Origin of the sequence: Bradyrhizobium sp. AUGA SZCCT0158, from assembly GCF_018130065.1 — a bacterium.
In the GTDB taxonomy this organism is placed as follows: Bacteria; Pseudomonadota; Alphaproteobacteria; order Rhizobiales; family Xanthobacteraceae; genus Bradyrhizobium.
In genome coordinates this window covers 190,339-215,651 of sequence record NZ_JAFCME010000002.1, presented here as the reverse complement: position 1 = coordinate 215,651, position 25,313 = coordinate 190,339, and the positions used below count along the sequence as shown (strand labels likewise).

General features: G+C 63.7%; 29 protein-coding genes, 1 tRNA gene and 1 other RNA gene. 14 read left to right on the top strand and 17 right to left on the bottom strand.

What is annotated here, in order from left to right:
- Window positions 1-15 precede the first annotated feature (15 nt).
- Together JQ574_RS03840 and JQ574_RS03835 are read right to left on the bottom strand one after the other, a co-directional pair.
- Window positions 16-855: an AraC family transcriptional regulator gene (locus tag JQ574_RS03840; RefSeq protein WP_212211368.1), complete on the bottom strand. Its 840-nt coding sequence runs from the start codon at window positions 853-855 to the stop codon at window positions 16-18.
- Window positions 856-864: 9 nt separating this feature from the next.
- The gene (locus tag JQ574_RS03835) at window positions 865-1,443 is read right to left on the bottom strand and encodes a methylated-DNA--[protein]-cysteine S-methyltransferase (RefSeq protein WP_212383297.1); all 579 of its coding nucleotides are present in this window, start codon (window positions 1,441-1,443) and stop codon (window positions 865-867) included.
- A 166-nt stretch (window positions 1,444-1,609) separates the two neighbouring features.
- Between JQ574_RS03835 and JQ574_RS03830 the strand changes: the two genes are divergently transcribed.
- The 5 genes from JQ574_RS03830 to JQ574_RS03810 all read left to right on the top strand — a co-directional run bounded on the left by JQ574_RS03830 (window position 1,610) and on the right by JQ574_RS03810 (window position 3,364).
- Window positions 1,610-1,840, top strand: a complete 231-nt coding sequence (locus JQ574_RS03830) for a type II toxin-antitoxin system HicB family antitoxin (RefSeq protein WP_212211364.1) — start codon at window positions 1,610-1,612, stop codon at window positions 1,838-1,840.
- Between the two features lie 80 nt (window positions 1,841-1,920).
- Entirely contained in the window at window positions 1,921-2,004 is an 84-nt protein-coding gene (locus JQ574_RS34855; protein ID WP_312014608.1) for a type II toxin-antitoxin system HicA family toxin, read from the top strand.
- Between the two features lie 206 nt (window positions 2,005-2,210).
- A tRNA-Gly gene (locus JQ574_RS03820) sits at window positions 2,211-2,284 on the top strand.
- Between the two features lie 12 nt (window positions 2,285-2,296).
- Window positions 2,297-2,686, top strand: a transfer-messenger RNA (tmRNA) gene (gene ssrA, locus JQ574_RS03815).
- A gap of 108 nt (window positions 2,687-2,794) precedes the next feature.
- A complete protein-coding gene (locus JQ574_RS03810; protein WP_212211362.1) occupies window positions 2,795-3,364 on the top strand; it encodes a hypothetical protein in 570 nt (189 codons plus the stop codon).
- A gap of 13 nt (window positions 3,365-3,377) precedes the next feature.
- Here the strand turns inward: JQ574_RS03810 and JQ574_RS03805 are convergent, their stop codons facing one another.
- The 6 genes from JQ574_RS03805 to JQ574_RS03780 form a co-directional block, all read right to left on the bottom strand.
- Window positions 3,378-3,698 (bottom strand): cupredoxin domain-containing protein, encoded by a 321-nt coding sequence (locus JQ574_RS03805; RefSeq protein ID WP_212211360.1) that lies wholly within the window; start codon window positions 3,696-3,698, stop codon window positions 3,378-3,380.
- Window positions 3,699-3,709: 11 nt separating this feature from the next.
- Window positions 3,710-4,231: a DUF4142 domain-containing protein gene (locus JQ574_RS03800; RefSeq protein ID WP_212211359.1), complete on the bottom strand. Its 522-nt coding sequence runs from the start codon at window positions 4,229-4,231 to the stop codon at window positions 3,710-3,712.
- 96 nt (window positions 4,232-4,327) lie between these two features.
- A complete protein-coding gene (locus JQ574_RS03795; protein ID WP_212211357.1) occupies window positions 4,328-5,014 on the bottom strand; it encodes an RNA polymerase sigma factor in 687 nt (228 codons plus the stop codon).
- A gap of 121 nt (window positions 5,015-5,135) precedes the next feature.
- Window positions 5,136-5,501, bottom strand: a complete 366-nt coding sequence (locus JQ574_RS03790; RefSeq protein WP_212383294.1) for a nuclear transport factor 2 family protein — start codon at window positions 5,499-5,501, stop codon at window positions 5,136-5,138.
- A 160-nt stretch (window positions 5,502-5,661) separates the two neighbouring features.
- Window positions 5,662-6,012: a RidA family protein gene (locus JQ574_RS03785; protein ID WP_192735438.1), complete on the bottom strand. Its 351-nt coding sequence runs from the start codon at window positions 6,010-6,012 to the stop codon at window positions 5,662-5,664.
- A gap of 128 nt (window positions 6,013-6,140) precedes the next feature.
- Window positions 6,141-7,055 (bottom strand): LysR family transcriptional regulator, encoded by a 915-nt coding sequence (locus JQ574_RS03780; protein WP_212276178.1) that lies wholly within the window; start codon window positions 7,053-7,055, stop codon window positions 6,141-6,143.
- A 125-nt stretch (window positions 7,056-7,180) separates the two neighbouring features.
- Here JQ574_RS03780 and JQ574_RS03775 point away from each other — a divergent pair, with 125 nt between their 5' ends.
- On the top strand, window positions 7,181-8,245 hold the full coding sequence (locus JQ574_RS03775; RefSeq protein WP_212211351.1) for an aromatic ring-hydroxylating dioxygenase subunit alpha: 1,065 nt from the start codon (window positions 7,181-7,183) through the stop codon (window positions 8,243-8,245).
- A gap of 164 nt (window positions 8,246-8,409) precedes the next feature.
- Here JQ574_RS03775 and JQ574_RS03770 read toward each other — a convergent pair whose 3' ends face one another.
- Together JQ574_RS03770 and JQ574_RS03765 are read right to left on the bottom strand one after the other, a co-directional pair.
- The gene (locus JQ574_RS03770; RefSeq protein WP_212211350.1) at window positions 8,410-9,672 is read right to left on the bottom strand and encodes a serine hydrolase; all 1,263 of its coding nucleotides are present in this window, start codon (window positions 9,670-9,672) and stop codon (window positions 8,410-8,412) included.
- A gap of 95 nt (window positions 9,673-9,767) precedes the next feature.
- The gene (locus JQ574_RS03765; protein ID WP_212211348.1) at window positions 9,768-11,426 is read right to left on the bottom strand and encodes an FAD-binding dehydrogenase; all 1,659 of its coding nucleotides are present in this window, start codon (window positions 11,424-11,426) and stop codon (window positions 9,768-9,770) included.
- Between the two features lie 283 nt (window positions 11,427-11,709).
- Here JQ574_RS03765 and JQ574_RS03760 point away from each other — a divergent pair, with 283 nt between their 5' ends.
- The 6 genes from JQ574_RS03760 (at window position 11,710) to JQ574_RS03735 (ending at window position 16,922) form a co-directional block, all read left to right on the top strand.
- Complete coding sequence (locus JQ574_RS03760; protein ID WP_212211346.1) at window positions 11,710-12,180, top strand: hypothetical protein; 471 nt, start codon at window positions 11,710-11,712, stop codon at window positions 12,178-12,180.
- 105 nt (window positions 12,181-12,285) lie between these two features.
- Window positions 12,286-12,522 carry a hypothetical protein gene (locus tag JQ574_RS03755; RefSeq protein WP_249119116.1) on the top strand — a complete coding sequence of 79 codons (237 nt, stop codon included), beginning with the start codon at window positions 12,286-12,288 and terminating at the stop codon, window positions 12,520-12,522.
- 22 nt (window positions 12,523-12,544) lie between these two features.
- Entirely contained in the window at window positions 12,545-13,135 is a 591-nt protein-coding gene (locus JQ574_RS03750) for an SCO family protein (RefSeq protein WP_212211344.1), read from the top strand.
- A gap of 181 nt (window positions 13,136-13,316) precedes the next feature.
- Window positions 13,317-14,138: a transporter substrate-binding domain-containing protein gene (locus tag JQ574_RS03745; protein WP_249119102.1), complete on the top strand. Its 822-nt coding sequence runs from the start codon at window positions 13,317-13,319 to the stop codon at window positions 14,136-14,138.
- A 72-nt stretch (window positions 14,139-14,210) separates the two neighbouring features.
- Window positions 14,211-15,851, top strand: a complete 1,641-nt coding sequence (locus JQ574_RS03740) for a lysine--tRNA ligase (RefSeq protein ID WP_212211340.1) — start codon at window positions 14,211-14,213, stop codon at window positions 15,849-15,851.
- 288 nt (window positions 15,852-16,139) lie between these two features.
- A complete protein-coding gene (locus tag JQ574_RS03735) occupies window positions 16,140-16,922 on the top strand; it encodes a class II aldolase/adducin family protein (protein ID WP_212211338.1) in 783 nt (260 codons plus the stop codon).
- A 129-nt stretch (window positions 16,923-17,051) separates the two neighbouring features.
- Here the strand turns inward: JQ574_RS03735 and JQ574_RS03730 are convergent, their stop codons facing one another.
- Entirely contained in the window at window positions 17,052-17,633 is a 582-nt protein-coding gene (locus tag JQ574_RS03730; RefSeq protein WP_212211336.1) for a mismatch-specific DNA-glycosylase, read from the bottom strand.
- Window positions 17,600-18,250, bottom strand: a complete 651-nt coding sequence (locus tag JQ574_RS03725; RefSeq protein ID WP_212211334.1) for a helix-turn-helix transcriptional regulator — start codon at window positions 18,248-18,250, stop codon at window positions 17,600-17,602. The genes JQ574_RS03730 and JQ574_RS03725 overlap by 34 nt, the downstream gene beginning before the upstream one ends.
- A 184-nt stretch (window positions 18,251-18,434) precedes the next feature.
- Here JQ574_RS03725 and JQ574_RS03720 point away from each other — a divergent pair, with 184 nt between their 5' ends.
- Window positions 18,435-18,779 (top strand): DUF952 domain-containing protein, encoded by a 345-nt coding sequence (locus JQ574_RS03720; protein WP_212211332.1) that lies wholly within the window; start codon window positions 18,435-18,437, stop codon window positions 18,777-18,779.
- On the top strand, window positions 18,776-19,873 hold the full coding sequence (locus tag JQ574_RS03715) for a quinone-dependent dihydroorotate dehydrogenase (RefSeq protein WP_212211330.1): 1,098 nt from the start codon (window positions 18,776-18,778) through the stop codon (window positions 19,871-19,873). Before JQ574_RS03720 ends, JQ574_RS03715 begins: the two co-directional genes overlap by 4 nt.
- A gap of 155 nt (window positions 19,874-20,028) precedes the next feature.
- On the opposite strand, the gene JQ574_RS03710 is transcribed toward JQ574_RS03715, so the two are convergent.
- The 5 genes from JQ574_RS03710 to JQ574_RS03690 all read right to left on the bottom strand — a co-directional run bounded on the left by JQ574_RS03710 (window position 20,029) and on the right by JQ574_RS03690 (window position 25,277).
- The gene (locus JQ574_RS03710; protein ID WP_212211323.1) at window positions 20,029-21,354 is read right to left on the bottom strand and encodes an MATE family efflux transporter; all 1,326 of its coding nucleotides are present in this window, start codon (window positions 21,352-21,354) and stop codon (window positions 20,029-20,031) included.
- A 2-nt stretch (window positions 21,355-21,356) separates the two neighbouring features.
- On the bottom strand, window positions 21,357-22,091 hold the full coding sequence (locus JQ574_RS03705) for an MBL fold metallo-hydrolase (RefSeq protein WP_212211321.1): 735 nt from the start codon (window positions 22,089-22,091) through the stop codon (window positions 21,357-21,359).
- Window positions 22,092-22,117: 26 nt separating this feature from the next.
- A complete protein-coding gene (locus tag JQ574_RS03700; RefSeq protein ID WP_192735422.1) occupies window positions 22,118-22,420 on the bottom strand; it encodes a DUF6460 domain-containing protein in 303 nt (100 codons plus the stop codon).
- A 149-nt stretch (window positions 22,421-22,569) separates the two neighbouring features.
- Entirely contained in the window at window positions 22,570-24,243 is a 1,674-nt protein-coding gene (locus tag JQ574_RS03695; protein ID WP_212211314.1) for an ATP-dependent DNA ligase, read from the bottom strand.
- Window positions 24,240-25,277 (bottom strand): ligase-associated DNA damage response exonuclease, encoded by a 1,038-nt coding sequence (locus JQ574_RS03690; RefSeq protein WP_212211313.1) that lies wholly within the window; start codon window positions 25,275-25,277, stop codon window positions 24,240-24,242. Before JQ574_RS03690 ends, JQ574_RS03695 begins: the two co-directional genes overlap by 4 nt.
- Window positions 25,278-25,313 lie beyond the last annotated feature (36 nt).

Sequence of the window (25,313 nt, the reverse complement as noted above, 5' to 3'; positions counted from 1 at the left end):
CTGGAGAAACCCTAGCTAGTGGAGGGCAAGCCGTTCTTGGAGAATCTTGCGCTTCCCGCGCGAGGCCTGGCGGAACCGGAGCGGCGAGGCGCCGGCGGCGCGATGGAACGTGCGCACGAAATTGGACAGGTCGCCGAAGCCGACGTCATAGGCGATAGCGGTGATCGGGCTGTCGTCATCGGCCAGCCGCCGCGCCGCATGGCGCAGCCGCGAGCGCAGCAGATATTGGTGCGGGGTGACGCCGAGCACGTCGGAAAACAGCCGCAGGAAATGGAACGGGCTGATGCCGGCTTGCGCTGCGGCATCTTCCAGATCGATTTCGCGGTGCGAATTGGCATCGATCCACAGCGCGGTTTCCACCGCGCGGCGGCGGTCGCGGGCGGCGTCGGAACCAGTCTTGCGTGGCTTGCCGGATACCACCTCGACAAAGCGGCTGGCGAACACCTGCCCGATCTCGTCGAGGCCGATGTCGCTGCTGCCGTCTGCCGCCGCCTGCGCCAGTTCGCCCAGCACCATCAGCTCCGGCAGCGGCGGCGCCGAGCCGATCTGCCAGATATCCCTGGCTTCGCTGATCGCTTCCACCAGCTCCGGGCTCAAAAAGAACGACAAGCACTCGTCGCCGCAGACGTGCTCATGCGTGCAGGTATATTCGTCGCCGGGATGGCCGATCAGCACCGATCCCGCCACCAACTCACTGAACTTGCCGCGGCAGTGCAGGCCGAAGCTGCCCTTGCGGACATAGGAGATCGAGTGGCAGCGGTGCTGTTCCGCGAACGGCTTGTCGCCGGGCCCCGCGCTGCAGCGGAAGTCCGACACCGAAATGGATTTGCGTTCCAGGAGCGTGGTCGCTGTCATCCCGCAAATTTAGGTAGGCGGACGAGGCGACGCAACCGGCAGCAGCACGTCGAACAGGGTCTTGCTGGCGGTCGGACGGGTGCCTTCGATCGACAGCAGCCGGCGCTTGGAAATGGCGCCGCCGTTCGGCGATATCTTGTCGGCATAGTGCCCGGCCTCGAGCACGCGGTGGCAAGGCACGATGATCATGAAGGGGTTGCGGGCGATCGCCTGCGCTACCGAATACACTGCGCCCGAGGCGCGCAGCGCACTGGCGACCTCGCCATAAATGCGGGTCTCGCCGCGCGGGATGGTGCGGGCGAGCTGATAGACGCGCTGGTTGAAGGCGGGAATCCCGGTCATGTCGAGCGCGACATCGGAAAGGTCGCTGTCACCGCCGCGCAGCAACGCCACGATGCCTTCGATCGCGAGCGCGACATTTTCGGGAGGGCGAAGTTCGCGGGCATCGGGGTAAAGCTGGAACAGCCGACGTCTGGTGTCGATCTCGCGGGCTTCCGGGAGCTGCACGCCCGTGACGCCGAGATCGCCCCATGCGATCCCGCACCGGTCGATTCCCGTGTCAAAAATGCTGTAGCCCCGCCCCGCCATACGCCACCAACCCCGGCAGGATCATAACACCGTCGTCACAGCGCGCATCTGGAATCTTTATAACCCGTTGGGGGTAGGGGCAGGGAGGCGCCGGTACGGCTTGGCGGAACGCTCGGGTCGGCTAATCAGGGGGAACGCAAAGTTGCGGGATCGCAGGAACCAGATCATGGCAGCAAGCTACAGCTATTCCGTGATCCTCGAACCGCAGGAGGGTGGCGGCTTCACTGTGCTCGTCCCGGCGTTACCCGAAGTCGTGACGGAAGGCGACACCGAGCAGGAAGCGCTTGCCAATGCCGAGGAAGCCATCCGGGCCGTCCTCGCGTACCGGCAGGAACAGGGCATGGCGCCGCCGTCCGATGCTCATCCCGAGATCCGGCACGTAACGGTGGCCGCCTAGTGGGCGGCGGAAAGCTTCCAGCCGTCAACGGCAAGCGTGTCATCCAGGCTCTCACGAGAGCGGGCTTCCTCGTCAATCGAATTGTCGGCAGTCATCACGTCCTCGTCTATCCCGGTGACCCGACGCGTACGGTAACCGTTCCGGTTCATGCCGGACGGACCTGAAACCAGGCACCGTGCGCTCGATCATTCGACAGGCGGGGCTCACGGTGGAGGAGTTCGCGGGTCTCCTGTAAGAGTTTATCGTGTCTTCACCTCTCGCGATGTAGGTTCGCTGGCAGCAAGCGCATCGACTGAGGGGTTGCAGATTGCCGAAAGCTCGGACAATGTGAGCTGCGTCAGATCGGAACCGAAAACCACGAGTGGCGTTCGCGGGCGTAGTTCAATGGTAGAACGGCAGCTTCCCAAGCTGCATACGAGGGTTCGATTCCCTTCGCCCGCTCCATTCCCAGTCACCACCCTATCTTTCCCCGCCAATCCCGAGTACAACCGCTTCGTCGCAAGACGATGGCGCTGAAACTCTGAATGGACTGCGGGCAGACCCGGGGGCAGTACCCGGCGCCTCCACCCTAGCAGCTTGAGCTTAAAGGTCTCATCGACAGCACGATCCGAAAAGATCATGCTCCACATGAGATCGATTCTGCCGCAAGGCAAGATCCCAGGGCTGCTATGGCGGGGGCGAACCAGGATCGATGGTCGCAAAGAAGTTCGGAATTGTGCTCGGCATGATACCGCCGTTATCGGGTCAAAAACCTAAATGCAAACGATAACGTTGCATTGAACGAAGTGCGCCTCGCGGCGTAACCTGTTCGGGGTTGGTCCACCTGGCAACAGAACGGCCATGGCCGCGTCAACCTTCGGGTTGGCGCGGCTTTTATTTGTGAAGCTGTGCGCGAGTACAATCGCAACCGTTATCGTGCTAGATTGCCGCGCCGCAGAGAGGGAGGCGAACGCGTTGACCGAGGCCGTCGCTGCCACTGATGCTCCCCGCAATCTTTTGATGATTGCCGCCGGCGGTCTGCTGTCGGGCCTGTTGACGCCGCTCACGCCGCAACTGATCGACAAGTTCAGCGGCGGTTCCGGCAATCTGCGCATGGCGCTGGTGGCGGTGCCGTTTGCGGTGCTCGTCTTCTTCGTGGTTCGGCGCTGCAGCGCCAATCCGCTCTGGGCGGCGCTGCTTGCCGGCATTGTCACCATGGTCGCTTTTGTCTGCGCGGTGAACGCCGCGATCTGGATCGATCTGCAGGCCTATGGCGCCTCCAAGATGATGCGCAATGTGCTGGCGGGCCTCGCCGGCGGTTTCGTCGGCTCCGGCTTGATGGCGCTGGCGATCGCGCTGCTGCCGGCCGGGCCGCGCGATGCGGCGTTATGGATGCGGATTCTGCTCACGGGCACGCTGGCCGGCACGCTGATGGCGGTCGACAGCGCGCTCGATCTCGATCTCACCTCGGTGCTGTATCCGGTGTGGCAGGTGGCGGTCGCGGTGCGGCTCGCGATGGTGCTGCAGCGAGGGAAGTCGGGCTGACGAGGTTGCCGGCTTACGGCGCGATCGTCAGCACCGCCTTCATGTTGGGGTGGAAGCGGCAATAATATTCGACCGTGCCGGCCTTCTTCAACACCGACGTCACGGTCTTCTTCGGCGGCATGGCGACATCGAAATCGCCGTTTCGCGCGGTGGCGGTGTGGGCGAAGATATCCTTGTTGATCCATTCGATGGTGTCGCCGACCCTGGCGGTTACCTGCGCCGGCGACACCACGAGATTGTCCATCACGATCTGTATGGTTGCGGCATGCGCCGGGACGGCGATGGCGCCCGATAGCAGGGCGGTCACGATGAGAAAAATGCGTCTCGGCAGCATGGCAGTCTCCGTTACTTCAGGCCGGCGGCGACGTGTTCGGCATGCTGCTGGTGGCCCTGAAACAGCTTCAGGCCGGTCTGCAGCAGGCTCTTCAGCTCGGCATTGCTGGCTGACGGGATCAACAGTGTCTCAAGCGCGCCATTGACCGCCTTGTGGTAGGCAATCTCGTTGGCGATATAGGCCTTGTCGTAGTCGGCGCCTTTCAGCTTGCCGAGTTCGGCCAGCTTGTCCGCGGCCTGCTTCGACAGCGTCTTGCTGGTGTCGTTGTCCTCGGGCGTCACCTTCAGCTTCTTGACGAGGTCGAGCGCCTGCTTGTTCACGGCTTCATGGTCGCGCACCATGCCTTCCGCGAACGCCTTGACGTCCTTGTTGCTGGCCTTGGTGATGGCCTGTTTGCCGGCGGCGATGTCGATGACGCCTGCGGTGTAGGCGACATGCGCGATCTGCGGGTCGGTGGGCTTTGCGCCCTGCGCCAGTGCGGCGCCGCCCAAAAGGCTCAATGCGGCAATCGCCGCGCTCAATCGAACGAACATGGTGTGACACTCCTGTGGCGCCGACGCGAGCGATCGGCTTTCAAGTTGATTGCACAGGAGTTGGATGACGCAGGTGGCCGGAGGTTCCCGAAAAAATCAGATAAAGCCGAGCCGGTTCAGCACCGCTTCGGTGAGCCGTTCGCAGCGCCTGCCGGCAAACGGAAACGCGTCCATCACGACAGGGCCGATCTTCTTCTCGACATTGTCGCGGAGCATGACGCGGGCGCGATGCAACCTCGTCTTCACGGTCACAGGATTGAGCCCCAGAATCTCGGCGGTCTCCTCGACATTCATGCCCTCGATCACCCGGGTGATGAAGACGAGCCGGAACGGTTCCGGCAATTCGTCGATGGCGTGTTCGACGACATGCTGAATTTCACGTTGGGCCATGGATTTTTCCGGGTCGTCTGCGGCCGCGCGGGGAAACTGGATGATCTGGGCTTCGAGCGTGCCCTGCGGCAATGACGACAACTCCACGCCCGGCCGCTGCCGGCGCAAGCGCCCCAGCGCCTCGTTCATGGCAATCCGCGCCAGCCAGGTCGCCAGGCTGGAATCGCCGCGAAAATTCTCCAGATGCGTGAAAGCGCGGACGTAAGTCTCCTGCACGACATCCTCGGCCTCGCCATCATTGCGCAGGATGCCACGGGCGAGCCGGTAGAGCCGGCGGTTGTTCGCCTGCATGATGGCGCGAACCGCGGTCTCGTCGCGCGCCAGCGCCCGGCGAACCAGGTCGAGGTCACCAGTATCGACGGGCGGAATATGAGGCGTGTGGGCCTGACGCATGATGGTTCCACCAATAGCATTGTATTGGGGTTGGATGCGGCAAGGCAGAAGAGGTTCCCGGAATAATTCGGGCGCGTCGGCGGCTACCTGGGATTGCCCAGGCAGCCGCGCAGCCTTTCGCTCACGCCCCCGCCGGCACCTGATCGAGGAAGCCGGTGATGCTGCGGATGCGGCCGTCGCTCAGCACGGCGAAATCCGTACCCTTGATCGGGCTGTCGGCGCCGTCGGGGCCGAGGCCCCAACAGAACCGGACGTGGTCGCCGAACCCGTTGGGCTCGCCGATCAGCTTGAATTTGAGATCCGGAAACCGCTGCTGCACGCCTGCGATCAGCGCATCGACGCCGTCGTGGCCGTCGCCGCTCATCAAGGGGTCGACATAACGGGCGTCTTTGGCCCAGTTTTGGCTAAGGATCTCGCGGCGGCGGGCCGGGGTTCGCTCGTTCCACAGATCGATGTAACTGGCGGCAATGGTCTTCGGGTTGGTCATGGGGCTCTCCTTCGTTGCGGCCGAATGGATCGGCTGACCTGTTATCGAAGGTTCGCGCGCGTGTTTCGATTACCTCGGAGGTCAAGGAAACGCGGTCAATGAGATACGGATCAAGGAAAATTACGGCGCGAGGGCAGGCAAGCCCTCGCGCCGTGAAAAATCACTTCGCCGCAACCACCATGATCTCGACGTTGTATTGCGGAGACGCCAATTTGGCCTCGACCGTGGCGCGCGCCGGGGTATTGCCCGCCGACACCCAGCCGTCCCACACCGCATTCATTTCCGGGAAGGTTTTCATGTCGGTGATGTAGATCGTGGCCGACAGAAGCTTCGACTTGTCGGTCCCGGCTTTGGCGAGATGGCCGTCGATGGTCTTGAGCACGTCCTGCGTCTGCTTGGTCACGCTTTCGCCGGCTGCATTGTTGGCGACGACGCCCGCGAGATAGACGGTGTTGCCGTGGACGACGACCTGGCTCATGCGCGGGCCGGTTTCGAAACGCTGGACTGACATGGTGTTCTCCGTTTTTTAAAGTGGCGCGCCTCCTTAGCGCGACAGGGCGCGATCGGCTACTGCGTTCTTCTCAAGGGAGCCTCCGCAAATTGCCGCGCACCGGGATTTGCTGAAACGTGCAGCTGTTTCTATGGGATATCCTCTGCCTCCGCCCCGGCGCTGCCGCGGCCATGCGCTTCCAGCGCATCGAGGAAGCATCGCACTTTTGCCGGAACGAACTGCCGGGCCGGCAGCAAAGCATGCACGTTGAGCGGCTCGCAGATGTGATCCGGCAGCAGCCGCCGCAGCGTGCCTGCTTCAACGGCGCTGTTGGTGAACGTCGCGGTCACCCGCAACACGCCGTGGCCGGCCAGTGCCGCCTGCAACCTGATGTCGGCGTTCGAGCTGACCAGCCGCGCCTTCTGAACGTCCAGATGTTCGATTACCCCAGAAGGCGTGGTGAGCGCCCACGGCGCGTCGTTGGGGCCGGTGAGGACGGGCAGTCTGGCGAGCTCTTCAAGGCTGCGCGGTTCGCCGAACTTCTCCAGCAGCGAAGGCGCGGCGTACAGCCCGCGCTCGAGCGATGAAACCCGTTTGATGACGATCCCTGTCGAAGGAAGCGGCGCCTCCAGCATCGCGAACACGATGTCGTAATTCTCGACCACCGGACTGACGATCTCGTGCTCGACATCGATCCGGATCACGAGATCCGGATAACGGTCCATCAGTTCGCATGCGATCGGACCGGCGTGGTTGGCGCCGAATTCGTAAGGTGACTTGATGCGGAGCGTGCCGGCGACAGTGCTGCTCATCGCAAGCGCTTCGCCATGCGTATCATGCAGCGCAATGAACAGCGGCTTTACCCGCGCATAGATGGTCTCGCCGGCGTCGGTGAGGCGCAAATGCCGCGTGGTGCGCTCGATCAGTCGCAGCCCGAGATTGCTTTCCAGCCGCTGCACTGCAGCACTGAGGCTGGATTTGGGATGGCCGAGCACGCGCGCGGCAGCGCTAAAGCCGCCATGCTGAACCACTTCGCAAAACAGCTCCCAATCGCGCCAATCCATGCGGGCAATTGTCCATGGGCCGGTACAGTGTGTCCAGACAATCCGGATATCCGCACCGGCGCCGATGCCGTAGAAGATGACACAAACGAAAAAGAAAAGCGCACCGAGCAACAGGGAGGAATGCCATGACCGATGACGGAATCTTTCTTCGCAACTCCTGGTACGTCGTGGCCTGGAACCACGAACTGATCGACGGCAGGAAGTTGGCCCGCACCATCCTGGAGCGGCCGGTTGTGATGTACCGCGGCGAGAGCGGCAAGGTCGTCGCCCTCGACGACCGCTGTTGCCATCGCGCAGCGCCGCTCTCCATGGGCCGGATCGAAGGCGACGACATCCGCTGCATGTATCACGGCATGAAGTTCGACCCATCAGGCAAATGCATCCAGATCCCTGGCCAGGACATGATCCCGCCAAAACTCGGCGTACGCAGCTATCCCGTGGTCGAGCGCTACAATCTGATCTGGATCTGGATGGGCGACATCGAGAAAGCCGATCCCGATTTGATCGTGGACTATCCGCCGCTCGCCGATCCCAAGTGGCGGGGTTTGCCGGGTTATATGCACTACAAGGCGAACTGGCTGCTGATCGTCGATAATCTCAGCGATTTCGCGCACCTTGCCTTCGTGCATACCCACACCCTCGGCGGCTCCGAGGAATATGCCTACAAGACCAAGCCGGTCGCGATCGAAAAGCTCGATGACGGTTTCCGCGTCGAGCGCTGGCACATGAGCGCCGATCCGCCGCCCTATCTCTGCAAGGTGATTGCCAACAAGACCGACAAGGTGGACCGCCGCAATATCGGCCGCATGCTGGTGCCCGGCATCTTTCTGCTCGACTCCATGTTCGCGCCGGCAGGGCAGGGTGCGGAGAAGGGAGCCCAGGTTCCAGGCACGCGGCAATTTCGCAACGCCCAGTTCATGACCCCGGAAACGCGAAGCACGACGCATTTCTTCTGGAACTATCTGCACGATTTCGACATCGACAATCCGAACATCGCGCTGTCGCTGCGGCACAGCCTCGAAGAAGCGTTCCACGAGGATCTGGCGATCATCGAGGCGCAGCAGAAGGTGTTTGACGCCGATCCGAACTATCAGCTGCTCGCAATCGGCGCCGATGCGGCGCTGACCTATTTCCGCTGGGTGCTGGCGCGGCGGATCGAAGCGGAGAAGAGCGCGGCGAAGGCGGCGTAGGCCGGCCCGCAAAAATGAGGCTCGTCATGGCCGGGCTTAGCCGCCCGAAGGACGGCGTCGCTTCCGCTCGCCTTGTCCCGGCCATCCACGTCCTCCTTGCTTAACGGAAGCCAAGACATGGATGCCCGGCACAAGGCCGGGCATGACGAATGTAGGTGAGTCGGCTACTTTTCAAACGCCTCATACACCAGCGCCTTGAACGCAGGCGTGATGCGTTGGCGCTCGAGCTGGGTCTGCTCCATCAGGATGTAGATCATGTCCAGCTTGGGATCGACGCCGAAATAGGTGCCGCTGCCGCTGTCCCATTTCAGTTCGCCGATCGAGCCTGCCGGCGGTGGCTTGGCATTTCCAGGTTCTACGCGAACCGCAAGGCCAAAGCCGTAACCAAAGCCATCGCCGGGAAAATAGAAGTAATCCCGCCCGACGCCGGAGCCCGGTCCGATCTGATCTGACGTCATCTGCTTGAACGCGGCCGCGCTGAGATACTGCTTGCCGTCGAGCTTTCCGCCGCCCAGCAGCATCTGCGCAAAGCGTGCGTAATCCGTGATGGTCGAAAGCAGGCCGCCGCCGGCTGATTCCCATTCGGGATGCCTGCGCCGTTCCTTCCCCGACATCCGCAGGACGGTATCGCCCGGCAGCGGCTCGGCCATGCGCGCCGCTTCAGCCGCGCCCTGCAGCACGAACTTCGTGCTGGTCATGCCAAGCGGATCAAGTATGCGCTCTTTCAGGAACTGATAGAGCGATTTGCCGGTGACGATTTCGATGACGCGCCCGAGAACGTCGGTGGAATGGCCGTAGCGCCAGAGTGTGCCGGGCTGCCTCGCCAGCGGCAGGCGGGCGATGCGCTCGGCAAATTCCGCGTTGTTGAAATGTCCCTCAAAGATGTTGGCGTCCGTATAGGCCTTCATGATCAATTCGCTGCCGATGTATTCATAGGTGATGCCGGACGTATGCCGGAGCAGATCCTCGATCGTCACCGGCCGGATCGGCGGCACGAGCCGCAGGACCGGGTTGCCGTCGCGCGGTTTGAATTCCACGCCGACCTTCGTGTCGGCAAATGCCGGAATGTATCGGGACACCGGATCGGCCAGCGCCAGTTTTCCTTCATCGATCAGCATCATCGCCGCCACACTGGTGATCGGCTTGGTCATCGAATGAATGGCAAAGATCGTGTCCGGCGTCATCGGCAGTTTGGTGGCGACGTCCCGAACGCCGAAGCTCTTGAGATAGACCGGCTTGCCATGCTGCTGGATCAGCACAACCGCGCCGGGCAGCTGGCCGGTCGCCACTTCGTTTTCAAAGAATTGCGACACGCGTTCGAGTTTGGCGGGCGAGGGCGCCGGCGCGGCCGCGTTGCCCTGGGCGCGGGCGGGGGTGTTGCTCCCGGCCAAGGCTGCCGCGACCATTATGGCTATGACCTTCGGCATCAAAACAACAGCCCTGGCAATGGGTTCCTTACTTTGCATGGGGTTGTTTTCGCGGTTTTGTTTCCGGGTCCTTCGGCTTTGGTCTGCTTGCCCTGTCATCCCGCCGCCTTCGCCGCCGCGCGTCCCGCATTCCGCCCCGAAAACAGACACCCGCCGAGGAACGTGCCCTCCAGCGAGCGGTAGCCGTGCACGCCGCCGCCGCCGAAACCGGCGGCTTCGCCGACGGCGTACAGCCCCTTGATGATGTCGCCGCCCGTGCCGAACACGCGGGAGTCGAGATCGGTCTCGAAGCCGCCGAGCGTCTTGCGGGTCAGGATGTTGAGTTTGACCGCGATCAGCGGGCCATGCTCGGGATCGAGGATGCGATGCGGTTTGGCTGTGCGGATCAGCTTGTCGCCGATATAGCGCCGCGCATTGTGGATGTTCATCACCTGCGCATCCTTGACGTAGGGATTGGTCATCTCGCGGTCGCGCGCCTCGATCTGGCGCTTGATGTGATCGAGCTGCAGCAGATTGTCGCCGCTGAGCGCGTTCATGGCGCTGACGAGGTCGGCGAGATTGTCGCGCACGATGAAATCGGCGCCTTTTTGCTTGAATGCTTCCACTGGCGCCGGCGCGCCCTTGTTGGTGGCGCGCTTGATGGTCATGCGCCAGCTCTTGCCGGTGAGGTCAGGGTTTTGTTCCGAGCCTGACAGAGCGAACTCCTTCTTGATGATGCTCTGGGTCAGGATGAACCAGGAATAATCGTAACCCGTCGACATGATGTAGTGCAGCTGGCCGAGCGTGTCGGAGCCGGGAAACAGCGGCGCGGGCAGCCGTTTGCCTGTCGCGTCGAACCACAGCGATGACGGGCCGGGCAGGATGCGAATGCCGTGGCGCGGCCAGATCGGCGACCAGTTCCTGATACCCTCGACGTAATGCCACATCCGGTCGCGGTTGATCAGCCGCGCGCCGGCAGCCTCGGTGATCCCGATCATCCTGCCGTCGACATGTTCGGGCACGCCGGAGATCATGAATTTCGGCGGTTCGCCGAGGCGCTTCGGCCAGTTCTGGCGGACCAGATCATGATTGCCGCCGATGCCGCCGGAGGCAACGATCACCGCCTGGGCGCGAAAGCTGAAATCGCCGGTGACCTGGCGCGAGCTGCTCTGGCCGCGTTCGACATTGGTGGGTTCGAGGATCGACCCGCTGACACCCTCGACCGTGCCGTTGGTGATACTGAGCGCATCGACGCGGTGGCGGAACTTGAAAGTCAGCCGGCCGATCTTCTGCGCCTCGCGGGCGCGCCGTTCGAACGGCTCGACGATGCCCGGGCCAGTGCCCCAGGTGACATGAAAGCGCGGCACCGAATTGCCGTGCCCCATCGCGTCATAGCCGCCGCGTTCGGCCCAGCCGACCACGGGAAAAATACGGTGTCCCATCGCGCGCAGCCACTCGCGCTTCTCGCTCGCGGCGAACGCGACATAGGATTCCGCCCACTTCTTCGGCCAAAAATCCTCGTCGCGGTCGAAGCCGGCGGTGCCGAACCAGTCCTGCAGCGCCAGATCGTAGCTGTCCTTGATGCCGAGCCGACGCTGTTCCGGACTATCCACCAGGAATAAGCCCCCGAACGACCAGAACGCCTGGCCGCCAAGGCTTTGTTCGCCCTCCTGGTCGATCACGATGACGCGCTTGCCGGCGTCTGCGATTTCGCATGCCGCGACCAGCCCGGCCAACCCGCCGCCGACCACGATTACGTCTGCGTCCTCTGCCATCGTGTCCTCCCCAACCCGAAATTGATTCAAACCACGCGATCCAATGCGGTCAACGGCAAATGCCGCTTGCCTGTGGCGAAGCTACCACCGTGAAAACGTTAACTTGTTCCAGTTTGGGACCTTTTCGCGCATCGGGTGCAGCGCCACTGCAACACTTAATTTGAATTTGTTTTGACTGGCTCCAGCCGCCTAGACAAAATCACGGTCTCGAACGACGCTCGCGAAGTCTGCATCACGAAGACAATCAGATTCGGGTTCGACGTTTCAGGACTGGGGCTGGGATATGAAGCTGGTGACGGGGTTGCTTGCGGCGGTGCTGCTGCTGGCAGGGGTTGTGTCGAGCCAGGCGGTGGTCCGGATCGCCGACGATCGTGGCGGCCGGATCGGTACCTATGTCGATAAATACCAGGGCCTGCGCAGTTCCGGCGAGATGGTCATCATCGACGGCCTGTGCGCCTCGGCCTGCACTATCGTTCTCGGCGCCGTTCCCCACGACAGGATCTGCGTCACCTCGCACGCCAATCTCGGTTTCCATGCTGCCTGGGATTTCGGCGCCAACGGCCGGGCGATCACCAACGCCGAAGCGACCCAGATGCTGTATTCGATGTATCCGACGCCAATCCGGCGCTGGATCGCCCAGCGCGGCGGCCTGACCCAGCGCATGATCTTCCTGCGCGGCAAGCAATTGCAGGCGATGTTCAAGCCCTGCTATCTCGACGCCCAGGCCTCCGCGATCAAGCCGGCGTCTCGCTGAGATCCCGGCGTCGCACTGCGATCGCCCCGGCGTCTCCCTGAGATCGCCTGGCGTCGCGCTGAAACAGCAGATATTCCTCCGCATGACGTGATTGGCTGCGCGGCCATGGCGCTTGCCTGGCCCTGGAACTGGCCCTATCTGAACCCCATGGTTCAGCCGATTTCCACCCAGCATGGGATGATCGCGGCACCCCGGCCGCAGGGCAGGGTGGCGTCCGCGATCGTCTGGGGCGCCGCCAGCCTCGGCGGGCTAGCCGTGTGCGGCGCCGCGGCGCTCTGGTTCCACTACGGGACCACGGTGTTCTTTGAAATGATCGCCGCCGGTATTTCGGCCTGCTTCTGATCCGGACATAAGGAATTTTCGCATGGACCGGAGCATCCGCCCGCTGGTGATCGTCGCCTCCTTTGCCGTCAGCCTGCTGGTGGGCCTCCTGATCATGCTGTGGGCGCTCGGCGGCCTGCGCACCGTCACGGCGCCGGCCGCGATCGGCGGGCCATTTCAACTGACCGACCAGGCCGGCCAGACCGTGACCGACAAGGATCTCAAGGGTCGGCCGACGCTGATCTTCTTCGGCTTCACCCATTGCCCCGATGTGTGCCCGACCGCGCTGTTCGAGATTTCCGAAGTGCTCAAGGCGATGGGCAGGGACGCCGACCGCGTCAACGCCTTTTTCGTCTCGGTCGATCCGGAGCGCGACACCGCGGTTGCGATGAAGGAATATCTCTCCAGTTTCGACCCGCATCTAAAGGGCCTGACGGGCAACCCCGAGGCGGTGGCCAAGGTGCTGTCGGCCTACCGGGTTTATTCCAAGAAGGTCCCGCTCAAGGACGGCGACTACACCATGGACCACACCGCGCTGGTCTATTTGATGGATCGCGACGGCCGCTTCGTCTCGCCGTTCAACCTGAAACGGACACCCCAGGAAGCTGCGACCGATCTGAAGAAATATCTCTGAGCCGTACCAAAGCCTCGCAAAACGGCCTCGCATCGGATGCCGGATGGTCTATAAGGCCATCCAATTCCACAACAAAACGCCGGCAATGCCCCACCAGCCAGCCTTGTTACAAAGCGCCAGATTGCCAAAATCCGTCCGCAGCTTGCTGGCCGGGATTTCGATCGCGGCTGCGCTGGCTGTTATGCTGCCCGGTGAGGCGTCCGCACAAGCCGCGCCCCGGCCCGCGGTCGAGGCGGCACCGCAGGCGGTGCCAGGTTTTTGGGACCCCAGGCGGCGTCCGGACCGGCCCGATTTGTCGCGCCTGACCGTGATCCGGTTCCTGACCGAAACCGACTATCCGCCGTTCAACTTCACCGGCCCCGACGGCAACCCGGCCGGCTTCAATGTCGATCTGGCGCGCGCGCTGTGCGACGAGATCAAGGTCACCTGCACCATCCAGATGCGCCGGTTCGAGACCCTGATCGACGCCATCACCAGCAACCGCGGCGACGCCATCATCGCGTCGATGGCGGTGACGCCGCAATTGCGCGCCCGCATCGATTTCACCGACCCCTATTACCGCGCGCCGGCGCGCTTCGTGTCGCGGCGCGACGCCGTGATGCCGGAGGTGCGTCCCGAATATCTCGAAGGCAAGAAGATCGGCGCGATCGCCGGCACCTCGCATGAGGCCTATCTGAAGGCGATGTTCACCGACGCCGAGATCAAATCGTACCCCAATGACGAGGCGCTGCGGCTGGCCCTGCGGCGAAGCGAGGTCGATTTCATCTTCGGCGACGCGATCGCGCTGGCGTTCTGGATCAACGGCACGGATTCAGCCGAATGCTGCGCCTTCTCGGGCGGGCCATTCGTCGAGAGCCGCTATTTCGGCGAGGGCATCGGCATCGCGGTCCGCAAGGGCAACGATCTGCTGCGGCAGTCGCTGAACTGGGCGCTGTTCCGGCTCTGGGAAAAAGGCCGCTATACGGATTTGTGGCTGCGTTATTTTTCCATCAGTCCGTTCTGACGGAGGCGCAGCCTCCGTCATTTTGCAATTTGCCGCGGAAGCGCTAGTTTCCGCGGCCTCCGGAGACCTCTGATGTCCACGATCGACCCATCCAACCCGAGCGACTTGCGCGCGCTCGCCGAACAATCCAATGCCTGGCCGTTCGAGCAGGCCAAAGCGATTGTCGCGCGGCTCAAAAAGAGCCCGAAGGACGAGGTGCTGTTCGAGACCGGCTACGGTCCGTCGGGGCTGCCGCATATCGGCACCTTCGGCGAGGTCGCGCGTACCACCATGGTGCGCCATGCCTTTCGCGTGCTGACCGAGGACAAGATCAAGACGCGGCTGCTGGCGTTCTCCGACGACATGGATGGCCTGCGCAAGGTGCCGGACAACGTCCCCAATCGCGACATGATGGCGGCTCATCTCGGCAAGCCGCTGACGCGCGTGCCGGATCCATTCTCGAACGAACACCCTTCGTTCGGCGCCGCCAACAATGCGCGCTTGCGCGCGTTCCTCGATCATTTCGGCTTCGACTACGAGTTTGCCAGTTCGACCGATTACTACACGTCGGGCCGCTTCGACGCGACGCTGCTCAAGATGCTCGCCGCCTACGACAAGGTCATGGCGATCATCCTGCCGACGCTGGGGCCGGACCGGCGCGCGACCTATTCCCCGTTCCTGCCCATCAGCAAGACATCCGGCGTCGTGCTGCAGGTGCCGATGATCCGCCGCGACATTGGCGCCGGCACGATCACCTATGTCGACCCCGACAGCGGCGAGGAGGTCGAAACCCCGGTCACGGGCGGCAATGTGAAGTGTCAATGGAAGGCCGACTGGGCGATGCGCTGGGTCGCGCTCGGCGTCGACTACGAGATGGCCGGCAAGGATCTGATCGACTCGGTGAAGCTCTCGGGCCAGATCACCCGGGCGCTCGACGCCACGCCGCCGGAAGGCTTCAACTACGAACTCTTCCTCGATGAACAGGGCCAGAAGATTTCCAAGTCGAAGGGCAACGGTCTCACGATCGACGAATGGCTGCGCTATGCGTCGCCGGAATCGCTGTCGCTGTTCATGTACCGCGAGCCGAAGGCGGCGAAGCGGCTGCATTTCGACGTGATCCCGCGCAATGTCGATGACTACCAGCAATTCCTCGACGGCTTGCCGCGGCAGGACGCCAAGCAGCAGCTGCAAAATCCCGTATGGCACATCCATGCCGGCCAGCCGCCGAAGGCCGACATGCCGGTCACGTTCCAGCTGTTGCTGACGCTGGTGTCGTCCTCGAATGCGGAGAACGCCGAAACGCTGTGGGGTTTTATCGGGCGCTATCGGCCCGGCGTGACGCCGCAGACGCATCCGAAGCTCGACGCGCTGGTCGGCTACGCCATCAACTATTATCGCGACTTCGTGGCGCCTACCAAAAAATTCCGTGAGCCGACAGACGGTGAGCGCGTCGCGCTGCAGGATCTGCGCGACGCGCTGTCGCAACTGCCGGCGACGTCGACGGCGGAAGAGATCCAGAACGTGGTCTACGAGATCGGCCGCCGCGAGCCGTTCCTCGATCTCGTCAAGAAGGGCAAGGATGGCCGGCCGGGCGTCTCGCTCGACTGGTTCAACATGCTCTATCAGGTGCTGCTCGGTCAGGAAAAAGGCCCGCGCTTCGGCTCGTTCGTCGCGGTGTATGGCCTGGCCAACGCCGTGGCCATGATCGACGGCGCGCTGGCAAGGTCGGCTTAAGAGGCGCGCGCTTCTCTTCCCCTCTCCCCTTGTGGGAGAGGGTGCCGGAGCGAAGCGTAGGCGGGTGAGGGGTTCTCTCCGCGGACACAACTCCCTCTACGGATAGAGACCCCTCATCCGGCGCTTCGCGCCACCTTCTCCCACAAGGGGAGAAGGAAGCAGGGAAGAAGAAGCCGCAAATCCAGATGGCAGGCCCGCCGCAATTTCAACCGCGGCCTGCACCGAATTGCGCTACACTATCCGCCATCAAGCCTCCGTGGAGAGGCGGGCAACATTGGGAGCAGACGCATGCAGTTCAGGGTTTCGCCGAACTTGATCAACGACAGCAGCGCCGAGGAGTGGCAGGCGCGAGTCGATCTGGCGGCCGCGCATCGCCTCGCCTTCAACCAGGGATTTTCCGAAGGTATCTTCAACCATCTGACCTACACGGTGCCGGGCCGCAGCGACCGCTACTACCAGATCCCGTTCGGCATGCATTGGTCCGAGGTGACGGCCTCGTCCTTCATGGAAGTCGGCGTCGATGACGGTGAGGTCAAGCGCGGCGAGGGCGAGGTCGAGCGCTCCTGCTATTGCATCCACGCCCCGATCCACAAGGCGCTGCCGCAGGCCAAAGCGGTGTTTCACACCCACATGCCCTATGCCAGCGCGCTGACGCGCCTCGATGATCCCCGCATCAAGGAGATCGGCCAGACCGAGGTCGGGCTATCAGGCGCCATCGCCTATGACGACGAATATACCGGGCCGGCCGTCGATCCTGCCGAGGGTGCCCGCCTTGCGAAGGTGATCGGCGACAAGCAGGTGCTGTTCATGGCCAATCACGGCATCTCGACGGTCGGTGCGACCGTCGCCGAGGCCTACGACATGCTCTATTACGTCGAGCGCGCCGCGCAGGTGCAGATCTACGCGATGTGGACCGGGCAGAAGCTGAAGCAGCTTCCCGCGCCCGTGGTGGAGAAGACCCAGCGCGAATACAAGGATGAGCGTCTCTACAAGGGACCGACCCCGGCACAACGGCACTTCGATGCGTTGAAGCGCATGCTCGATCGCAAGGAGCCGGATTACGCGACGTAGCAACATTCTCCGCTGTCGTCCCGGCCTTGAGCTCAGATGCGCAATTGCGCATCGGGGGACCTATACGCCGCAGCTTCCCGTTTGGAGAAGACTGTTCGACGACTTTCTTATCACCACTAACGCTTGTGGTTATGGGTCCCGGCTCAAGGCCGGGACGACGAAGGTGGCAGCCCGCACCGCATCCGCAAACGCGTGCCAAATCTCCGGCCGCCAGCTTCCGTTCGCGGCGCCCGACGTGGAGGGCAGGATCCAGATTCGTGTGTGGGCGATCCGCTCAGCCTGTTCGCCGTAATCGCGCTTGCCGCCGAGAAATCCCTGTCCGGCCGCCTTGCTCGTGAATGCCAGGAATTTCGGCCGGAATACCGCAACCGAATTGCCCAGGCGGGATCGCGCATCCAGTCGCAGTTCCGATAGCGGGATCTGGTGGTCCATTCCCGAGTGCGTCTTCACGAGATCGGTGAGGCCGATCCGATGCTGCAGCAGATCTCGGTACTGGTGCGGCTGCAGCAGCGCCGGCGTCAGTCCGGTCTCGTAGAGAATCTTCCAGAACTTGTTCTGCTTGTGCGCGTAGTAAGCCTTGGCTTTGGCTGATGCCGTCCCCGCAGCCATCCCGCACAGAACGATGTGAAGGGAATCTTCCAGCACATCCTGTAGGATATCCGGAGCCGGGGACAACCCTACTGGCTCGCCCATACGATCCGCGCGATCCATTCGACGTCGTCGGCGTCGAGCGCGCGGTCGGCATGCGCCGGGTTGAGCGATTGCAGCTCCAGCGTCCTGGTGGTGCGGCGCTTCAATTCCTTCACCATCACCTCGCCGTCGCTCGTCTTCACCACCACGCGGTCGCCGCGCCGGATCGGTGTGCCGGGCGAGACCACGATGATGTCGCCGTCGCGGTAGGCGGGCTTCATCGAATCGCCGGATATTTCCAGCGCGTAGGCGTGCTCGTCGCCCGCGGCGGGCAGGGCCACCTCATCCCAGCCCTTGCCGGAAGGAAAACCGCTGTCGTCGAAATGGCCGCCGCTGCCGGCTTGGGCGAGGCCGAGCATCGGCACTGATTGCTGGCTGCGCGCGCCGTCGCCGATCAGCTGCACAAACGTGTCGATCGAGGAATTGGTCGCGGCCAGCGCCTTCGAGACCGATTCGGTGGAGGGCCAGCGTTCGCGGCCGTCGCCCGTGATGCGCTTGGATTTGTTGAAGGTGGTGGGGTCGAGGCCGGAGCGCTTCGCAAGGCCCGAGGGCGACAGCCCGGCGCGTTCGGCGAGCCGGTCGAGCGCGGTCCAGACCTGGCCGTGGGTGAGAATGCGGGCTTTGGATGGCTTGGCCATGGGGATCACTCAACGTCGGGTTTAGGAATTATTGCCTGAAACGCGGGTTTTCCGCAAATTCCAGGCTGGCCGGACGGCGCGGCGGCGCTTGAGTTCAGCCCCAGCCGCCTTTACGGTCGGCGCCCGACCCGGAATCCTGGGAAAAATCCCAAGAGACTCAACGACAAACAGGGAATGCCGGCGAGTGCCCACGATCTATAAAATCAGCCCCGCCTCGGCCTGGCGCGAGGCCGAGCGGCAAGGCGTCTATCGGGGCAGCGCGGACGATCTGCGCGACGGCTACATTCATTTTTCCACAGCGTCCCAGGTCGCCGAGACCGCGCGGAAACATTATTTCGGCCAGACCGGGCTGTTCTTGATCGCGGTCGACGCCGATGCGCTGGGGGACAGCCTGCGCTGGGAACCCTCGCGCAACGACGAATTGTTCCCGCATCTCTATGGCGAACTCGATCTCGGCGCCGTCACCGCCGTTCTCGACATGCGGGCGCGGTCCGACGGCCATCATGACATTCCGGAGCTTGCGCCGTGATTCGCGCCTTCGACGCCTTTTCCCTGCCGCTGCTGCGCTGGTTCGATCCGGAGGATGCGCATCGCATGGCGATCCAGGGCCTGCGGCTGCTGCCGCCGATCCGCTCAAAGCCTGACGATTCGAAGCTGGCGGTGCGCGCCTTCGGCCTGAACTTCCCCAATCCGATCGGGATGGCCGCGGGCTTCGACAAGAGCGCGGAGGCGCCCGATGCGCTGCTGCGGCTGGGATTTGGATTCGTCGAGATCGGCTCGGTGACGCCCAAACCGCAAGTCGGTAATCCGCGGCCGCGGCTGTTCCGGATGGAGCGCGACGAGGCCGTGATCAACCGGATGGGTTTCAACAATGACGGGGCGGAGATTGTGCTGCGGCGGCTCGCCTCGCGCGCGCATCTCTCCGGCATCATCGGTGTCAATGTCGGAGCCAACAAGGATTCGGCCGACCGCACCGCCGATTACGTCAAGCTGATCGAGACCTTTGCGCCGGTCGCGAGCTATTTCACCGTCAACGTCTCCTCGCCGAACACGCCGGGCCTGCGCAATCTGCAGCAATCGGCAGCCCTCGACGATCTCCTCGCCAGGGTGATCGATGCGCGCGAGCGGGTGCGCAAGAATGCCGGCGATTCCCCGGTGCTGCTCAAGATCGCGCCGGATCTCAGTCTGGCCGAACTCGACGACGTCGTGCACATCGCGCGTTCGCGCCGGGTGGACGGCATGGTCGTGGCCAACACCACGCTGGCGCGGCCCTCGAGCTTACGTGAATCCGGCCGAGCCAAGGAGCAGGGTGGCCTGTCGGGACGGCCGCTGTTCCGGCTGTCGACGCGGATGGTGGCGGAAACCTATGTGCGTACTGAGGGCGCCTTCCCGCTGATCGGGGTCGGCGGCATCGACAGCGGAGGTGCCGCACTCACAAAAATCCGCGCCGGCGCCAGCCTGATCCAGCTCTATTCGTCGCTGATCTACAAGGGTCTTGGGCTGGTCGAGGACATCAAGAACGATCTGTCCTCGACCTTGCTGCGCACCGGCCGCGATTCGCTTGCGGAAATCGTCGGCGCCGATGCCGCGACCATCACCGCCGAGGAATGGCCGGTGCAGTAGATGAATCTTCCCCTCTCCCCTTGTGGGAGAGGGTGGCTTCGCGAAGCGAAGACGGGTGAGGGGTTCTCTCCTCACGGCAAGATTAGAGTTTGAGGATAGAACCCCTCATCCGGCGCTTCGCGCCACCTTCTCCCACAAGGGGAGAAGGGAAGAACTCACCCTCCGAACGACTTCCTCAACAACGCCGGATAACGCAGTGCTTCCAGGCCGCCGCGGGCGGCGTAATGCACCAATAGCGCGCCCCACAGCCCGGCATTGCCGAACGATCGCAACGCCAGCCACGCGCCGAGGAAGATCGCAAGCGACAGCAGCATCAGGTTGCGCATGTCGCGCGCCCAGGTGGCGCCGATATAGACCCCGTCAAAGGCAAAGGCGAACACCCCGAGCAGCGGTGCGAAGATCACGAACGGCAGAAAATCGCGCGCGATGCGCCGCACGTCGGCGCTCGCCGTCATGATGTCGATCAGCGCGGGACCGAACAGGGCGAAGACGGCGGCGACGGCGAGCGCGAAGCCAAAACCCCAGAGCACGACCAGTTTGACCGCGCCGGCGAATCCGCGTCTGTCGCGCCCGCCGTAGGCGCGGCCGCAGAGCTGTTCGGCGGCGTTGGCAAGGCCGTCGAGGAAGAAGGCGCTGATCATCAGGAAATTGTTCAACACCGCATTGGCTGCGAGCGTCAGATCGCCGGCGCGGGCGCCCTGCGCGGTGAAGAACAGGAAGGCCGCGATCAACGCCGCGGTGCGAATCAGGATGTCACGGTTGACCGCCAACAGCCGCATCAGTTTGGTGCGGTCGAACAGCGTCGCGCGCAAGATGGCCGGCTGCCCATGGGAGAGGCGCCGCGCGATCAGTATGCCGAGCAGGAGCCCGGCCGCTTCCGCGATCACGGCGGCGATCGCCGCGCCGGCAATGCCGAAGTCGAGCACCAGCACCAGGAGCGCGGTCGCTGCCGCATTGATCAGGTTGATGGCGATCTGGGTGCCGAGCGCCAGCCTGGCGCGGGCCTGTCCGATCAGCCAGCCCAGCACGACATAATTGCCGAGCGCCAGCGGCGCCGACCAGATCCGGATCGTGAAATAGGTTTTCGCCGCGCGCGTCACGCCTTCGCTGCCGCCCATCGCCTCCAGCAGGAGGCTGGCGAGCGGGGTCTGCAGCAGGATGAGCCCAGCGCCGACCAGCCCGGCGGCGATGAAGCCGCGCAGCAGGATGGCGCGTAGTTCCTGCGTGTCGCCGGCGCCGAGCGCCTGCGCTGTGAACGCGACTGTGCTCATGCGCAGGAAACCGAACAGCCAGAACAGGCAGTCGAACAGCACGGAGGCGACCGCCACGCCGCCGAGCAGCGTGGCATCGCCGAGCCGGCCGATCGCCGTGGTCGAGACGATGCCGATCAGCGGCGTCGTCAGGTTCGCGATCATCGCGGGACCCGCGATGGCAAATACCTGTGCCGTCGTGACTTTCGAGGGAGCGGCCGGCGAATGCATGCTTACAGCTCGACCACCAGACCGTCGCTTGCGGTGGAATAGGAAAGCGAACCCAGCCGTCCCAGCATGTCGTCGCTCATATGCGTCAGGATCAGCCGCCGGGCGTTGATCTCGGGCAGATGCGCTTCCAGCGTTTTCAGGCTGAGGTGGTTCTTGACGATCTTGTCGTAATAATACGCCTCGGCAATGAACAGGTCGGCCTCGCGCGCGGCCGGGATCAGCGTCTCCGTCCATTCGGTGTCGGCGCTGTAGGTGATGATGCGGCCTTCGGCCTCGATGCGGTGGGCCAGGAACGGGCCGCCGGATTCGCCGTGCACGACAGGATAGGGCGTCACCTTGACCGCGCCGAAGCTGCGGCTTTCCTCGGGATCGAGCGCGACGACGGAGAGCTCGAAGCGCTGCTTCGTCCTTGAGGAATGCTCGAACATTGCTTCCATCAATTGCGTCAGCCGGGTCTCGATTCCGTGCGGACCGGCGATGACGAGCGGACGGGTGCGGCGGGTGAACTGCGCATCGAGCAGGAAGAACGGCAGTCCGCCAAAATGGTCGCCGTGGAAATGCGTGATCAATATCAGGTCGATGCCGTCGCTGATGACACCGAGCCGCTTCAGCGCCAGCAGCGACGAGGCGCCGCAATCGATCAGGAAATTGACGCTGGCGCCGGTGACATGGAAACAGGTGTTGGCGCGGCCACCGGAGCCGAGCGCGTCGCCGCAGCCGATAAATTGCAGTTGCATCGGCTGCGGTCCCTTGGCGAGGAGATTTAGCGCCCGCGCGGGCTGCCGAACAGCCGCGACAACAGCCAGACCGGAATCACGATCACGGCGCCGAGCAGGAAGTAGCGCCACAGCCAGTTGACGGCGTCAAAGCCGAGATCCCAGAGCCGCTGGAACAGCATGCGGATGCTGTGCAGAATGTTCCAGGGATCGAAGCCGACAGCGGCAAGGACCACGCCGACCAGAACCGACAGCAGGATCAGCCGGAATGCCACCGCCAGCGGCGAGCCGCCGAGAAAGCGGTTGAGGCCGTCATTGCTGGCCGGCAAATCCCTGACGTCGTTGGGCATCTCACTCTCCTGCGGGTCACGCCCGCGCATTGTAGCGTTTTCGAGCGAAGTGGATACCGGTTCGCGTGAAGAAAACGCGTCAAAACAAGAATCCACTATAGCGGTCAGCAGATGGGGAACCCGCCCTCAGACGTCAATGGGTTGCAGGATTACGCCGCGGTAATGCTGGCGTCACTCTTCAGCATCCGCTCCAGCGTTTCCAGCCGGTCGGCCTCGCGCGGCGGCTTGTCCCAGCGCAGCCGGCTGATGCGCGGAAACCGCATCGCGACGCCGGATTTGTGCCGCGGCGAGCGCGCCAGCCCCTCGAAGGCGACTTCCAGCACCAGCCCCTGGTCGGGCTCGTGCACGACGTGGCGCACGGGCCCGAATTTTTCGGTGGTGTTGCGGCGGACGAAGCGGTCGATCTGCAGCAGCTCCTCGTCGGTGAAGCCGAAATAGGCCTTGCCGACCGGCACCAGCTGTTCGCCGTCCTCGCCCGAGGTCCAGACGCCGAAGGTGTAGTCCGAATAATAGGACGAGCGCTTGCCGTGGCCGCGCTGCGCATACATCAGCACGGCATCGATCAGATGCGGGTCGCGCTTCCACTTCCACCATTGGCCCTTGGGGCGGCCCGGCAGATAGGCGGCGTTGCGGCGCTTGAGCATCACGCCCTCGACGGCGTCGGCATCCTCACCGGCGCCGGCTTGGGCCGGATCGGCGCGCGCCGCCGTCAGCGCGTCCCAGCTGTCAAAGGCGACCGTCGGCGACAGATCAATCCTGGCATCGTCAAGCTTTCTGACGAACGCCTCCAGCCGCGCGCGGCGTTCGATGAACGGCAGCTCGCGCAGATCGTTCTCGTCGTCGCCGAGCAGATCATAGGCGCGCAAATGAATCGGGTACTCCTTGATCAATTTTGGCGAGACCACTTTGCGGTTGAGGCGCTGCTGCAGCACGTTGAACGTCTGCACGCGGCCCTCGCGCAGTACCAGCAATTCGCCGTCGATGGCGAAACTTGAAGATCCTTGCAGATGCAGCGATGGCACGAGGTCCGGAAAACTCTTCGTAATGTCTTCCCCGGTGCGTGAATAGAGCCGCGCCTGGATGTGGCCGCGCTCGTCGCGGCCGCTCACCGCCTGCACGCGGATGCCGTCCCATTTCCATTCGGCGATGAAGTCGGCGGGATCGAGATTGGCGAAATCCGCATCCTCGATCGCATGCGCCAGCATCACAGGGCGGAACGGTGTCGGATCGCGATTGACCGGTTTCTCGCTGCGGCCTTCCAGCCAGGCGAACAGGTCGAGATAGGGCGGGCTCAATCCCGGCCACATCAGCTCGACGTCGTGGGCGTCCTTGCCGCCGAGGTTGGCCGCGGCAGTCTTGGCGAGCCGCGCCGAAATGCCGATCCGCATCGCCCCGGTGACCAGCTTTAGCAGCGCCCAGCGGCCGGTCTCATCGAGCTCATCGAGCCAGCGCGCAAGCTGCTTCGGCAGCTCGGTCTTGCCGAGGGTGCGTAGCGTAGTGACGACTTCGGAAAGCGTGGGTGGGGGCGGGTTGTTGTGGCCGGGCAACGCCGCCCTCGGCCACATCAGCGCCACCGTCTCGGAGAGATCGCCGACATAATCATAGGACAGGCCGAACAGCACGGGATCGGCGCGGTCGGTGATCAGGTCGCGGATCAGTCCGGGCTTGGCGTGCTTGAACGACAGCGCGCCGGTCAGTGCCGCCAGCGCATAGCCGCGGTCGGGATCGGGCGTGTCGCGAAAATACGCCGTGATCAAGCGCAGCTTGTTGTTGCGGCCGGGCTCATAGGCGAGGCGGTCCAGCAATTCGGCGAAGCGGTTCATGCCTCGGCCTCTTTGGCGGGCGGCGCCTCGTGCTCGTCCTCGTCGCCGTAGCCGACCAGATCGAGCGGCCGCGCGGCGAGGCCTTTGGTCTTGCACCAATGTACCAGCGCATCTTCCTGGCCGTGGGTGACCCAGATTTCGCCGGCGCCGGTGGCCTCGATCGTCGCGGTCAGCCCGTCCCAGTCGGCGTGATCGGAAATCACCAGCGGCAATTCGATGCCGCGCTGGCGGGCGCGGGCGCGCACCCGCATCCAGCCCGAGGCGAACGCCGTGACCGGATCGGGGAAGCGCCGCGTCCAGATGTCAGAGGTCGCCGACGGCGGCGCCAGCGTGATGGTGCCGGCGAGATCGACCTTCTTCATGCCTTTGGCCGGACGAAGCTCGCCGAGCGCAACGCCGCGGCTTTGATAATAGTGCGTGATCGCCTCCATCGCGCCATGCAGATAGATCGGCGCGTCGTAGCCGGCCTCGCGGAGCAGCGCGATTACGCGCTGCGCCTTGCCGAGCGAGTAGGCGCCGACCAGATGCGCGCGCTCCGGGAACAGCGCGACCGAGGCCAGCAGCTTCTTCACCTCATCGGCTGCGTTGCCATGGCGGAACACCGGCAGGCCGAACGTCGCCTCGGTGATGAAGACGTCGCACGGCACCACTTCGAACGGCGCGCAGGTTGGATCCGAAGCGTCCTTGTAGTCACCCGAGGCGACGATGCAGGTGTCCTTGCAGGTGACGGCAATCTGCGCCGAGCCCAACACGTGACCGGCGGGATGGAATTTGATTTTGACGTCGCCGAGCCTGAGTTCCTCGCCATAGGCGATCGCCTGCGTAGAGCCTGCGAAATTATCGCCATAGCGCAGCCGCATCATGTCGAGCGTCTCTTGCGTCGCCAGAACCGCGCCATGGCCGGCACGGGCGTGGTCGGAATGGCCGTGGGTGATCACGGCGCGCTCGACGGACCGAACCGGATCGATATGGAAGCCGCCGGGCTTGCAGCACAAACCGGCGGGAGCTGGCAGCAGGATGTCTTGTGGACGCATCTTGGTTATATAGGGCGTATTGCCCCGATTTTTACC

Excerpts from the sequence above, each read along its gene's own strand:
- JQ574_RS03840 (WP_212211368.1), bottom strand. The coding sequence starts at position 855 with ATGACAGCGACCACGCTCCTGGAACGCAAATCCATTTCGGTGTCGGAC.
- JQ574_RS03725 (WP_212211334.1), bottom strand. The coding sequence starts at position 18,250 with ATGGCCAAGCCATCCAAAGCCCGCATTCTCACCCACGGCCAGGTCTGG.
- JQ574_RS03690 (WP_212211313.1), bottom strand. The coding sequence starts at position 25,277 with ATGCGTCCACAAGACATCCTGCTGCCAGCTCCCGCCGGTTTGTGCTGC.
- JQ574_RS03750 (WP_212211344.1), top strand. The coding sequence starts at position 12,545 with ATGGACCGGAGCATCCGCCCGCTGGTGATCGTCGCCTCCTTTGCCGTC.
- JQ574_RS03835 (WP_212383297.1), bottom strand. The coding sequence starts at position 1,443 with ATGGCGGGGCGGGGCTACAGCATTTTTGACACGGGAATCGACCGGTGC.
- JQ574_RS03705 (WP_212211321.1), bottom strand. The coding sequence starts at position 22,091 with ATGCAACTGCAATTTATCGGCTGCGGCGACGCGCTCGGCTCCGGTGGC.
- JQ574_RS03785 (WP_192735438.1), bottom strand. The coding sequence starts at position 6,012 with ATGTCAGTCCAGCGTTTCGAAACCGGCCCGCGCATGAGCCAGGTCGTC.
- JQ574_RS03735 (WP_212211338.1), top strand. The coding sequence starts at position 16,140 with ATGCAGTTCAGGGTTTCGCCGAACTTGATCAACGACAGCAGCGCCGAG.
- JQ574_RS03795 (WP_212211357.1), bottom strand. The coding sequence starts at position 5,014 with ATGCGTCAGGCCCACACGCCTCATATTCCGCCCGTCGATACTGGTGAC.
- JQ574_RS03755 (WP_249119116.1), top strand. The coding sequence starts at position 12,286 with ATGGCGCTTGCCTGGCCCTGGAACTGGCCCTATCTGAACCCCATGGTT.
- JQ574_RS03760 (WP_212211346.1), top strand. The coding sequence starts at position 11,710 with ATGAAGCTGGTGACGGGGTTGCTTGCGGCGGTGCTGCTGCTGGCAGGG.
- JQ574_RS03740 (WP_212211340.1), top strand. The coding sequence starts at position 14,211 with ATGTCCACGATCGACCCATCCAACCCGAGCGACTTGCGCGCGCTCGCC.
- JQ574_RS03775 (WP_212211351.1), top strand. The coding sequence starts at position 7,181 with ATGACCGATGACGGAATCTTTCTTCGCAACTCCTGGTACGTCGTGGCC.
- JQ574_RS03730 (WP_212211336.1), bottom strand. The coding sequence starts at position 17,633 with ATGGATCGCGCGGATCGTATGGGCGAGCCAGTAGGGTTGTCCCCGGCT.
- JQ574_RS03745 (WP_249119102.1), top strand. The coding sequence starts at position 13,317 with ATGCTGCCCGGTGAGGCGTCCGCACAAGCCGCGCCCCGGCCCGCGGTC.
- JQ574_RS03700 (WP_192735422.1), bottom strand. The coding sequence starts at position 22,420 with ATGCCCAACGACGTCAGGGATTTGCCGGCCAGCAATGACGGCCTCAAC.
- JQ574_RS03790 (WP_212383294.1), bottom strand. The coding sequence starts at position 5,501 with ATGACCAACCCGAAGACCATTGCCGCCAGTTACATCGATCTGTGGAAC.
- JQ574_RS03765 (WP_212211348.1), bottom strand. The coding sequence starts at position 11,426 with ATGGCAGAGGACGCAGACGTAATCGTGGTCGGCGGCGGGTTGGCCGGG.
- JQ574_RS03830 (WP_212211364.1), top strand. The coding sequence starts at position 1,610 with ATGGCAGCAAGCTACAGCTATTCCGTGATCCTCGAACCGCAGGAGGGT.
- JQ574_RS03805 (WP_212211360.1), bottom strand. The coding sequence starts at position 3,698 with ATGCTGCCGAGACGCATTTTTCTCATCGTGACCGCCCTGCTATCGGGC.
- JQ574_RS03695 (WP_212211314.1), bottom strand. The coding sequence starts at position 24,243 with ATGAACCGCTTCGCCGAATTGCTGGACCGCCTCGCCTATGAGCCCGGC.
- JQ574_RS03800 (WP_212211359.1), bottom strand. The coding sequence starts at position 4,231 with ATGTTCGTTCGATTGAGCGCGGCGATTGCCGCATTGAGCCTTTTGGGC.
- JQ574_RS03710 (WP_212211323.1), bottom strand. The coding sequence starts at position 21,354 with ATGCATTCGCCGGCCGCTCCCTCGAAAGTCACGACGGCACAGGTATTT.
- JQ574_RS03780 (WP_212276178.1), bottom strand. The coding sequence starts at position 7,055 with ATGGATTGGCGCGATTGGGAGCTGTTTTGCGAAGTGGTTCAGCATGGC.
- JQ574_RS03770 (WP_212211350.1), bottom strand. The coding sequence starts at position 9,672 with ATGCCGAAGGTCATAGCCATAATGGTCGCGGCAGCCTTGGCCGGGAGC.